The organism is Bradyrhizobium sp. WYCCWR15520, from assembly GCF_056174665.1.
In genome coordinates this window covers 58,150-69,140 of sequence record NZ_JBWBWM010000039.1, presented here as the reverse complement: position 1 = coordinate 69,140, position 10,991 = coordinate 58,150, and the positions used below count along the sequence as shown (strand labels likewise).

Here is a 10,991-nt window from a genome sequence, read left to right as displayed (position 1 = left end):
CGACCGGAACGCCGGGATAGTCGATGGTTTTGTGCACGACGCCCGAAGGATCGGTCTGTGGAGTCCATTGGAAATTGTACACGGCTTTCGCCCAGTTGCGTTCGCCTGATGCGTCGACCTCATAGATTGTGATCACTTCGCGCGGTTTAGGCTCGGTCAACAAGTCCTTGTAGTGAAAGCCCCACCATGCCGCCGCGTTGCTACCGAAAGCTTTTCCACGATATTGCGGATTGGCGCATGGCCGGGGCGTGACGTCGATAATACGCAACTCAATCACGTCGCCCTCCTGGGCGCCGCGGACGTAGACCGGGCCGGTGCAGATGTGTACGCCAAGGCCCTCTCCTGCACCACGCCCGAACAGCGAGGCATCCATCGGTCCTGCGCCGCGTCGGTTGACGCCCTTCTTCTCCTTGGTCCACAGGAACACGCTTTCGGCGCCGGGATCGCCCTTCACCATGCGCTCGGCGTCGTCGTGGGCATGGTGGGTTAACGCTTCAATGGTGATGAAGTCGCCGGAATCGATCTCGACCTGCGGTTTCAACTTCTTGCTAAAATAGCCCCAATGCACTGTGTCGGCATTCGCCGGCAAATGGTGATAGGATCGTTTAGCTGGTTGGCTCCGCTCGGCGGCGGCCGCCATCTGCGGCGTCACCAGAGAAATGCCGCCCGCGGTCATCGCAGCCGCGCCCCCGGCCGCGGCGAAGCTGGACCTCAAGAACGATCGGCGTTCCCGATCGAGCGTTTCCTTGAACTTGCGGTGATGCAATTCGAATTCCGGACAGTTCTTGTCGTCACCCGCGCACATCGGACCTCTCCTGGTTTGAACGTGCATTTTACGCGCGCCTTCATCCCATCGCAGTTCTTCGGAACAGTCAAACTTGCGCATCATGTCAGTGTTGCACGGCGAATGCCGCGTCGTCGCTTAACGAAGCAAAGGGATATAGACGCTCGCCTATTGCTTAAGCATTGCGTGCTCAAATTTGAGAAACGCGGACGTTGCTTGGGATCGCGGATAGGCAGGCAGAAGCAGCAAAGGAGGCCAACTCCCACCGATGAACGATGCGATGCGTGCGTCTTCGGTATCGATATCGTCTCGTTCGAATGCCTCGAACATGAGGTTTGTTCTCCAATCGATTGCGCGGCGATGACCCAAGCTTGCAAGCTCGCTAAGGTGCCAGATAGTGTAACAGCCTTGGATCGTCGCGCACCTCCTGCGCCGATCCCATGATCGCGACCCTTCCACGATCGAGCACAAAGGCCCGATCAGCGACGCGTAGCGCGAGATCGAGATGCTGTTCCACGATCACGACGGCGATCTCCCTGGCCAGCAGGATCAGACGTTCAGTGATTTCCTCGATCACGCCGATCCAGACGCCTTCGGTCGGTTCGTCCAGCAACAACACCCGCGGGTTCGACAATAAGGCGCGGCCGATCGCGAGCATCTTGCGTTCGCCGCCGGACAAGGTGCCGGCGACCTGATCCATCCGCTGACCGAGCTTTGGAAATATCTCCAGCACGCGGTTGACGGCCTGACTGTCGCGGTTGGTCAGCGCGCCGACGGCGAGGTTATCCCGCACCGAAAGCCTTCCGAACACGGAGTGCTCCTGCGGCACATATCCCAACCCGAGGCGAATGCGCTGCTCGGTCGGCAACTGTCCGACGCTGCGCGCGTCGAGGCTGACGGAGCCGCCCAACAACGGCAGTTCTCCGACGATCGCCTTCATCAACGTGGTCTTGCCGGCGCCGTTGCGGCCAAGTATGGCGACGCCGCCGCGCCAGGAAACGCGTAGCGTGACACTGAACAGCACCTGGCTGCGGCCATAGCCCGCATCGAGATTTTGGATATCGAGATATCTGTCCTCGTTAGGCACGGCGGAGATAAACCTCCTGAACCCGGGCGCTCGACTGAATATGCTGCACCGAACCGCAATCGAGTACGCTGCCCTGATCGAGCACGGTCAGCCGGTCGCAGATGTCACGAATGAAATCGAGATCGTGCTCGACGATGACGAGGGAGCAGCGTTTCTTGATCGGCTGCAGCAGTTCGCCGGTAACCCGCCGTTCCTCGAGGCTCATGCCGCCGGTCGGTTCGTCCAGCAGCAGGAGCCTTGGCTCGGGCGCCAGCGCCATCGCGATTTCAAGCCATTGCTGCTGGCCGTGGGAGAGCGCGGAGGCCGGATCCTCCGCGCGGTCCACCAGACGGAATTGTTCGAGCATGGCCATGGCCCGATCGTGCAGGATTCCGCGAGTGCGCGAGAACACCAGCCGGGGGAGCGACGTCTGAGCCTGCAACGCCAGCAGAATGTTGTCGTACAACGTCAATGCCGGCAGCACGCTGGTGATCTGGAACTTGAGGCTCATGCCGGCGCGCGCCCGCTCGGCAGGAGCGGCTTGCGAGATGTCGCGGCCGCCAAACGTCACCGTGCCCGACGTCGGGATCTCCGCACCGGCGACACATTTCATCAGCGTGCTCTTGCCGGAGCCGTTGGGTCCGATCAGGCCGTGGAATTCGTTCTCCGCGACCGTAAGATCGGCACCGTTCAGGGCCGTCAACTTGCCGAATATCTTGATCAGGCCTCGCGCTTCAAGAAGAGCCATGATCGCCCTTTCCCGGCGGCCGGCCGAAATTGCCGACGCGCTCGCGCTCGCTGAGGATCAGGCTGATAAGGCCTGCGGGACGAAACAGGATAACCAGCAGCAACAATACGCCGAGGATAATCGGCCAGATCTCCTGGTAGGTGTTCGATAGCCAGAAGCTGACCGCCTCGATCGCAACCGTTCCGATCACAGCTCCGATCAGCGTCCCGGAGCCGCCGAACAACACATAGAGGACCACCTGCGTCGATATCACCACGCCCAGCATGTTGGGCCAGACGAAACCTTCATGAAATGCATAAAGGCTGCCTGCGAGCCCAGCGATGGCGCCGGCGAAGGAAAAGATGATCGCCTTGAGCCGTTGCACCTGATAACCGAAGAAGGCGATCCGTTGCTCGTTCTCGCGCAGGCCGGCCAATGCAAGACCAAACTGCGACCGCACCAGAAAGCGGCATAAGAGATAAACGAGCACGAGAATGCCGAGCGTCAGATAATAATAGACCGGCCCCTCGGTGATATCGTAACTGCCGAGCGACATCGGCGGAATCGATGGAATGCCGTTCTGGCCTCCGAGATAATACCACCCCCGCGCCACACGATCCGCGGCGTATGACCCGGTGAGCGTGCCCAGCGAAACAAAGATCACGCTGGACGGATGGCGGCCGAGCAGAAGAAAGCCCCCGAGCAGCAATGCGAATGCGAGGCCAATCAACAGGCCAGCCGGCAACACGAGCAGGATCGAGGTCACGCCGAGATCGCGGGCGAGCAGCGCAACGCCATATCCCGCGGTCCCGAAGAACACGGCCTGCCCAAAACTCATGATCCCGGCATACCCCCACACCAGATCGAACGAGAGCGCGAACAGGCAAAGGATCAGGACCCGCGTCGCATAGACCGTCAGATAGTCCTTGAGGACGAGCGGCAGCAGTGCACCGATCACCAGCACTATGATTTCGATGATCGGCAGCACCTGCCATCGGCGCGAGCGGCTGGCACGAAGCGGAAGCCTTAGGGGCGTCGTCTGTGTCGTTTCTGTCATCAAGTCGCCGGTAAATCCGCTCCGGAGTTCGCAGCGGCGGGTTGCCGCCGCTGCATTACGCTCGTCACTCAGCATTCCTTGGGATCGACGAGGCCGGCGCTGCGCGCGACGATCTCATAATTGCCGCCCTTGGCAACCGCTGTGTACATCTTCATCTTGCAATGCCGCTTGCCGGGCACCATTTCCGCAGGCCCGCCGGGACCTTCGGCGATCTTCGCGTGGTCCAGCGCAGCCACGACCGCGTCGCGATCGACCTTGCCGGCCTCCTTGACGGCAGCTTCCCACAGCTTGAGGCCGCGATAGGTGCCGGTCGCGGCACTTCCCGCGGCAAACAGGAATGTGCCCGGGAACTGTTTTTCATAAGTCGCCTGAAGTTTGGCGCTGAACGGATCTTCCGGCGTCAGCGCCTTGAAGTAATCGAGGCAGCTCGCAAGCCCTTCGATCTCGGCAGCCTGGTTGATGTTGAGCGTGTTCTCGTCGTAGTAGACGCACGACAGCCGGCCGCCGTTCTTGAGAAATCCCGCCTCATAAAGCTGCTTGAAGAACGGCCCTACCCCCGGGGGGATCACGGTGTTGAACACCACGTCGACCTTGTTGGAAATGACCCGGTTCACCGTGGCACTGAAGTCGATCTGGTCGAGCGGGTAGTATTCTTCAAAGATGACTTCGCCGCCATTGGCCTCGATCACCTTGCGGGCATAGACGTTCAAGGTGTGTGGCCAGACATAGTTGGCGCTCGGCAGCGCGAACCTTTTTCCGCCGTTCTTGATCAGCCAGGGAATGAATTCGTCGCACTGCTGCGCCGGTGTCGGTCCCGTGCAGAACAGATAGGGCGTGCATTCCTTGCCCTCATAGAGCTGCGGGTAGATGTAGAGCGTCTTGCCGCGCGCGACGATCACGTCCTTGATGGCGTTGCGCATCGAGCTGGTAATGCCTCCCAGCACGAGATCGACCTTGTCGCGCTGGATCAGCTTGCGGACGTTGCCGACCGCGACCGATTCATTCGACGCGGTATCCTCGATGAACAGTTCCAGCGGCCGGCCAAGCAGCCCGCCGGCGTCGTTGATTTCCTTGATCACCATTTTCGCGACATTCGCGTCCGCGTTGCCGGCGTAGCCGATCGGACCGGTCAAGTCGGTCGCGATGCCGACCTTGATCGGATCCGAAGCCGCATTCGCCCAATCGGGGCGGACGACCCAACTGCCGACACCGGTGGCGATGGCGGTGCTGGCAAAGGCGAAGTTGGAAAGAAATCGCCGACGGCTGAGATTGCTGCGGTCGTTGGACATCGAACTAGACCCCTTTTGCTGAAAGCAGGCCTTGCGGCCGAAACTTGATGAAGATGATGGCGAGAACGAACACGAGGACGTCGGCGATCACAGGCGGAATGATCCATGGCAGTGCGGCGGCGAGCGTTCCGATCACGCCGGCGCCCGCCACTGGCCCCGCGAACGAGCCGATCCCGCCGACCATGACGGCGACGAACCCCTGAATCAGGAAACGCAGGCCGAGATCGGCAAACAGCGAGAACACCGGCACGATCAACGCGCCCGCAAGACCCGCGAGTGCGGCACCGAACGCAAAGGTGGCGCCATAGATCGCATTGGTCGAAATGCCCGATGCGCGGGCGAGTGCAGGATTTTCCAGCGACGCCCGAATTCGTAACCCGAGGGCGGTGCGCGCCAGCAGCAGGTAGCTGCCGATCATCACCAGCGCCGTAATGAGGATGATGACCAGCCGCCAGGTGGAAAAGTGCATGGTCCCGATATTGACGGAGCCCCCGAGCGGCTCCGGGACCGACAGGTACAACCCGCCGATCAGGCCGCGGACGATCTCGCGGATGATGAGCCCGAGTGCGTAAGTGCCCAGCATTGCGACGATCGGCGCCGCGTAAAATCGCCGGACGATGGTCCGCTCCAGGACAAACCCCAGCGCGCCGACGACAAAGGGTGCTGCCAGCATTCCGAGCCAGACCGGCAGGCCCGCGCTGTGCACGATATAGGTGACGTAGGCGCCAAGCAGGACGAACTCGCCCTGGGCGAAGTTGAAGATGCCCATCATGCTGGCTATGATTCCGAGACCCAGCACGACCAGAACGACGATCGCGCCGAAACTCAGGATCTCGAACAGTGCGACGAACAGATTATCCATGTGGCATCACCAGCACCCCTCCCGGCGTTCTGCTGCTCACATTTTCTTCCAGTCGCCGGCCTGCTCGAAGGCGTGCGCGGCACGATAGATGGTCATTTCATCGAAATGCCGGCCGACCAGCATCAGGCCGACAGGAAGCCCGTCCACCATGCCGCAGGGCAGCGACATCGCAGGATGGTGCGTGATGTCGAACGGCGCGGTGTTGGTGATCATCTCGAACGCGCGCTGACACACCTCTTCCCGGCTGGCGCCCGGCGCAGGCAACGGCGTTGCCTTCATCGGCGTGGTCGGCATCAAGAGCAGATCGTAGCTCGCCAGAACCTTGTCATAGGCCGCGCTCACGCGACGGGAGATATTCACGGCCTTGCCATAATAACGCGGACCGAAATTATTGTTGATGTAGACGCCAAGCATCAGAAACAGTTTTGTCGTTTCCGACAGCGAGTCCGCCTGCCCGCGCCAGCCGCGGTGAAAATCCATCAGCGACGTCGAGTAGAGATCCGAACGGCTGAGGCCATAGCCGTCGCCAAACATCATGGTCTGGGCGATACCTTCAGCTCCGATCGGCGTCCAGACTGCCGGCGCTACCATGTGCATCGGGATTGAGACTTCCTCGACGGTAGCGCCGAGGCTCGCGAGCCGCTTTGCCGCTTCCCGCACGCTTTCGTTGACAGCGGCTTCAGCGCCGGCCTGCTCAAAACCTTCCTTGACGGCGGCGATTTTCATGCCGTTGACGCCGCCGCCAAGCGCCTTGGTGTAGTCCTGCACCTTGGGCGACTTGATCCGCGGATCATACCCGTCGTCGCCGGCGAGCACTTCGAGCAGCAGGGCATTGTCGGCAACGTTCGCGGTCATCGGCCCGGTATGGTCGACGAAGATTTCGATCGGCATGACGCCGGTATAGGGCACCAGCCCCCAAGTCGGCTTCATACCGTAGGTGCCGCTGAAGGATGACGGCATCCGGATCGATCCGCCCTGGTCGCCGCCGATCGCCATATCGACCTCGCCGAGCGCGACCACGACCGCACTCCCCGAGGACGATCCGCCGGCGGAGTAACCCATCTTGTGTGGATTATGTACCGGGCCGGTCGAATTGGTGTGGCTACCGCCGGATATGCAAAACGACTCGCAATGCACCTTGCCGGCAATCTCGGCGCCGGCATCGAGCATGCGCGTGACGATGGTGGCGTCGAAATCCGGCACGTAGCCTTCGAGCGTCGCGGAGCCGTTCATCATCGGCACCCCGGCCAGCATAATGTTGTCTTTCAGCGCCACGACCTTGCCTTTCAGCTTGCCGCTCGCCGCACCCTTGACGGTCGCTTTGCGATACCAGGCGTTGCGCGGATTTTCCTCCGGGCCAGGCCGATAGCCCGGCGTTCGCGGGTATTTGACGATCGGTACCTCGTCGGGCATCGCCCCGACGGCGTTGTAGGCATCGACGGAGCCTTGCATCAATCCCCGGAACGAGACGACATCCTCATCGGTCAATGCCAGACCGCATTGATCGGCGACCGCGCGCAATTGATCGGGCGTTGGAAGCGCTACTGACACGATGGTTTCTCCTGTTTCTTCTGAATGCTTGTGGGCAAGTTGCCGGATGAAGGCCGACCCCGTTCACATCACTAGAAACGGAAATATTTTCCTTTTCAAGTATTATTTCGCAACTCTCCCTTTGCTGAAGCGATGCCCGCCCACCGTCAGAACTGTTTGATCAGCCGGAAGTCGAGCCCGCTGGCCGCCGCAAGATAGATCGGCATGCGTGCGCTGCCGCGCCGGATGCCAATGGTGCCTCGCGCACCTTGATAATCCACATTCACGGCAGCCGAGAGCAGCGGCTTCCTTGCCAGCGATCCTGCGCGCGACGCGACTGTCTCCAGAAACCGCAACCCTTCGTAGTTTGACTGCGCGATCGAGCCGAGCGGCGGTGCGTGGCGGCCGAACGACGCTTCATATTGGCCGAGGAAGGCATCGTTCTCGCGCGAGGCCCTGTCGATGAAATAGCCGGACGCACAGAACAGGTTTTCGGTGTTGTCGGCGCCGATCCCAAGCAGCACGGTCTCGTCCATCGCACCGGCCATACGGAGCATTCGCGCGCCAAGCCCCTGCTCACCAAAGGCACGATTGAAGACAACGCTGTCAGCTCCGATCAATGTGATCAGAACCACGTCGGGCTTGGCGGCTCGGATCCGCGCGAGCTGGGTGCTGTGATTGTGCTCGCCGATGGGCACGAACTCTTCGCCGACGACACGCCCGCCGGCGTCCGCGATGTATTTCTTGATCGCCTTGTGCGAGAGCCATGGCCAGACATAATCGCTGCCGATCAGATACCAGTTCGACGCCTGCCTGGTGTTGGCGAGCCACTCGATGGCCGGGCGCCATTGCGCCCCCGGCGTCTCGCCGATGGCCATGACGCCGGGCGTTCGCTCGCCGCCCTCATATACCGGCGTGTAAAGGTAGGGAATGTGTCCGGCGACCACCTTGCGCAACGCCACCCTGACCGCGCTGATATGCGAGCCCATGACAAGGTCTGCGTCTTCGGACGCGACAATGTCGGAAGCCGTCCGCGTCACGTCGTTGATATCGCCGCCGGTGTCATGGAATGCGACTTCAATCTCGCGGCCCAGAATGCCGCCGCGGCTGTTGATCTCGGAAACGCCCAGCAGCGTACTGTTGATAGAGGCCGGGCCCCAGATTCCCGACGGACCCGACAGGCCGACAAAATTGGCAATGCGCAATTTCTTGCGGTCGCGGCGCTCACGGAACAGGCGCGGCGCTGGCCCGGAGCTTCCCGAACCGAACCCCGGCAATCCCTTCAACAGCCATTCCGGCGGCATGGACGGCCCGCCGAACTTTCCAAATTGCATTGGCGAGAGCAATTCGCTCTCCTTTCAGCTTCTTTAGTCCGGCGCGATCAGACTAGCATCCGCAAGATGATCGGCAACAAAAATATGCTAGTGGAAAATATTGAATATTCAACGATTACCATGCATATAGAACAAGCAAGAGCGCTAAATATTCATCCAAAACCCCATTATGAAGTTCAAACCCTTGGCCAAATCGCCCAGCAAACCCATCACCGAGCATCTCGCCTATCTGCTTGCGCAGGCAAACCGGGAGATCAATCGACAGCTCGACGCGCGGTTTCGCAAGGAAGGCGTGCCGGTCGAGCAATGGCGTATTCTGAAAGTTCTTTCCGATGGCAAGGGCCACTCGATGGGTGAGCTCGCCGAAGCCGTACTGCTCAATCATCCGACCCTCACCAAGATGGTCGACCGCATGGTATCGGACGCCCTCGTCTACCGGGTCCAGGATGCCGACGACCGGCGCAAGGTTTTGATGTTCTCGTCTGATCGCGGAAAGGCACTGACCCAGCGCCTGAATTCGCTGGCATTAAGTCAGGAGGCCTTTATCGCCGAGAACTACGGCGACAAGGCGACGGCGGAGTTGAAGCGGCTCTTGGAAAACCTGATCGAGAAAGCGAATTAAACGTCCCTCGGCACCTTTGCGCACGATCAAGTGGGATCTTGGATCGATTCCCTGTCCTGTATTTTGGGGTCCGGCATGTTTCCAAATACTACGTATACGATGCGGCGGGCATCTGCCGGGGAGCGCCAAAAGTGCGAGATCCTCAAGCAGCTCTACCTGAAGCGGCGCTTTCTCTTCCTGGATGAGCCGACCTCGGTGCTGACGCCGGGCGAGGCCGACGAGGTGCTGGGCATGCTGCGCGCCATGGTCGTGGCGGGCGACTTGACCATTCTGATGATCACGCACAAATTCCGTGAGGTGATGGCCTTTGCCGACGATGTGACGATCCTGCGCCGGGCAAACCCACCGGCCACGGCCGCGTCGCGGATCTCACGCCTGACGATATGGCCCGCACCATGATCGGCGCCGAGCAACTGACGGTGCAGCCGCCACGGGTTGGCGAAGTCGGGGAAACCCGGCTTGAACTCAGCAAGCTCACCGTGCTCGACGATGCCGGCGCGGTCGCGGTCCGTGACGTCTCGCTCGTCGTTCGCGGCGGCGAGATCGTCGGCATTGCGGGCGTCTCCGGCAACGGCCAGCGGCAACTGGTCGAAGTGTTGGCCGGCCAGCGCGAGGCCGAAAGCGGCGAGGTCCGCGTCCGCGGCGATCTCTATCACGCAAGCCGCGAAGAGATGCGCCGGCACAAGATGTCGCTGCTCCCCGAGGAGCCCTTGAAGAACGCCTGCGTCGGCGGCATGAGCGTCGCCGACAACGTCGCGCTCCGTGAATTCGACCGCGCGCCGTTTGCCAAAAGCGGCTGGTGGCTGAACCGGTCAGCCTTCCGCAAAGGTGCCGAGCGCAAGATCGGGCTGTACAAGATCAAGACCCGCACGCCAGACACGCCAATCTCGGCACTCTCGGGCGGCAATGTGCAGCGCGCGGTATTGGCGCGGGAGCTCGGCGGCGAAGTCGAGGTGCTGATCGCCGCCAATCCCTGCTTCGGGCTCGATTTCGCCGCGGTCGCGCAGATCCACGCCGAGATCATGGCGGCCCGCAATCGCGGCGCCGCGGTGCTGCTGGTCAGCGAGGATCTCGACGAACTGCTCGAATTGTCCGACCGCCTGGTCGTGATGTTTCACGGTGAGTTCGTCCACGAAGCCCGCGCCAGCGAAGCCAATCTCACCGAAATCGGGCGACACATGGCGGGGCATTGACGGTCAGGACCGATGGTCGACTTTTCCTCGCTGAGCCCGCTGGAACGCGACGTGCATTTCCTGCGGCGATCGTTTGACGTCGCCCGTCGCGCCATGGCCCATGGCAATCACCCTTTCGGCGCCCTGCTCGTCGACCGGAGCGGCACCGTGCTGATCGAGGCCGAGAACGGCTATATGCCGTCGCATGACGGTACGGCGCATGCCGAGCGCCTGCTGGCGACACAAGCCTGCAGCACTGTCGCGCCTCACATCCTGCGCAGCGCCACGCTGTATTCGTCAGCCGAACCCTGCGCGATGTGCGCAGGCGCGATCTACTGGGCCGGCATCGGCCGCCTGGTGTACGGCCTGAGCGAACATCGGCTGCGGGATCTCACCGGCAACCATCCGGAAAATCCAACGCTTGATCTGCCGTGCCGGGAAGTTTTTGGCCGTGGCCAGCGATCGACCGAGGTGCTCGGACCGCTGCTCGAGGACGAGGCCGCGGCGGTGCATGCCGGGGTTTGGGATAAGTAGCTCTGAGCAAGGGC

General features: G+C 61.5%; 9 protein-coding genes and 2 pseudogenes. 3 read left to right on the top strand and 8 right to left on the bottom strand.

The window, feature by feature from the left end:
- The 8 genes and pseudogenes from AC0QUY_RS33770 to AC0QUY_RS33735 all read right to left on the bottom strand — a co-directional run.
- Window positions 1–805, bottom strand: a pseudogene (locus AC0QUY_RS33770) (acetamidase/formamidase family protein); the annotation flags it as partial.
- Window positions 806–1,166: 361 nt separating this feature from the next.
- Complete coding sequence (locus tag AC0QUY_RS33765) at window positions 1,167–1,871, bottom strand: ABC transporter ATP-binding protein (RefSeq protein ID WP_475390333.1); 705 nt, start codon at window positions 1,869–1,871, stop codon at window positions 1,167–1,169.
- Window positions 1,864–2,598: an ABC transporter ATP-binding protein gene (locus tag AC0QUY_RS33760; protein WP_475390332.1), complete on the bottom strand. Its 735-nt coding sequence runs from the start codon at window positions 2,596–2,598 to the stop codon at window positions 1,864–1,866. The genes AC0QUY_RS33765 and AC0QUY_RS33760 overlap by 8 nt, the downstream gene beginning before the upstream one ends.
- The gene (locus AC0QUY_RS33755) at window positions 2,585–3,634 is read right to left on the bottom strand and encodes a branched-chain amino acid ABC transporter permease (protein WP_475390331.1); all 1,050 of its coding nucleotides are present in this window, start codon (window positions 3,632–3,634) and stop codon (window positions 2,585–2,587) included. The genes AC0QUY_RS33760 and AC0QUY_RS33755 overlap by 14 nt, the downstream gene beginning before the upstream one ends.
- A gap of 68 nt (window positions 3,635–3,702) precedes the next feature.
- Complete coding sequence (locus AC0QUY_RS33750) at window positions 3,703–4,923, bottom strand: substrate-binding protein (protein WP_475390330.1); 1,221 nt, start codon at window positions 4,921–4,923, stop codon at window positions 3,703–3,705.
- 4 nt (window positions 4,924–4,927) lie between these two features.
- The gene (locus AC0QUY_RS33745; protein ID WP_475390329.1) at window positions 4,928–5,785 is read right to left on the bottom strand and encodes a branched-chain amino acid ABC transporter permease; all 858 of its coding nucleotides are present in this window, start codon (window positions 5,783–5,785) and stop codon (window positions 4,928–4,930) included.
- A gap of 36 nt (window positions 5,786–5,821) precedes the next feature.
- The gene (locus AC0QUY_RS33740; RefSeq protein ID WP_475390328.1) at window positions 5,822–7,336 is read right to left on the bottom strand and encodes an amidase; all 1,515 of its coding nucleotides are present in this window, start codon (window positions 7,334–7,336) and stop codon (window positions 5,822–5,824) included.
- Window positions 7,337–7,482: 146 nt separating this feature from the next.
- The gene (locus tag AC0QUY_RS33735) at window positions 7,483–8,661 is read right to left on the bottom strand and encodes a substrate-binding domain-containing protein (RefSeq protein WP_475390327.1); all 1,179 of its coding nucleotides are present in this window, start codon (window positions 8,659–8,661) and stop codon (window positions 7,483–7,485) included.
- A 172-nt stretch (window positions 8,662–8,833) separates the two neighbouring features.
- Between AC0QUY_RS33735 and AC0QUY_RS33730 the strand changes: the two genes are divergently transcribed.
- From AC0QUY_RS33730 to AC0QUY_RS33720, 3 genes and pseudogenes are all read left to right on the top strand, one after another.
- Complete coding sequence (locus AC0QUY_RS33730; RefSeq protein WP_475390336.1) at window positions 8,834–9,271, top strand: MarR family winged helix-turn-helix transcriptional regulator; 438 nt, start codon at window positions 8,834–8,836, stop codon at window positions 9,269–9,271.
- Between the two features lie 111 nt (window positions 9,272–9,382).
- Window positions 9,383–10,464 (top strand): annotated as a pseudogene (locus AC0QUY_RS33725) (ABC transporter ATP-binding protein); the annotation flags it as partial.
- A gap of 12 nt (window positions 10,465–10,476) precedes the next feature.
- The gene (locus AC0QUY_RS33720) at window positions 10,477–10,977 is read left to right on the top strand and encodes a nucleoside deaminase (protein ID WP_475390326.1); all 501 of its coding nucleotides are present in this window, start codon (window positions 10,477–10,479) and stop codon (window positions 10,975–10,977) included.
- Window positions 10,978–10,991 lie beyond the last annotated feature (14 nt).

Coding starts and splice junctions, on each gene's coding strand:
- AC0QUY_RS33750 (WP_475390330.1), bottom strand. CDS start 4,923: ATGTCCAACGACCGCAGCAATCTCAGCCGTCGGCGATTTCTTTCCAAC.
- AC0QUY_RS33755 (WP_475390331.1), bottom strand. CDS start 3,634: ATGACAGAAACGACACAGACGACGCCCCTAAGGCTTCCGCTTCGTGCC.
- AC0QUY_RS33720 (WP_475390326.1), top strand. CDS start 10,477: ATGGTCGACTTTTCCTCGCTGAGCCCGCTGGAACGCGACGTGCATTTC.
- AC0QUY_RS33760 (WP_475390332.1), bottom strand. CDS start 2,598: ATGGCTCTTCTTGAAGCGCGAGGCCTGATCAAGATATTCGGCAAGTTG.
- AC0QUY_RS33745 (WP_475390329.1), bottom strand. CDS start 5,785: ATGGATAATCTGTTCGTCGCACTGTTCGAGATCCTGAGTTTCGGCGCG.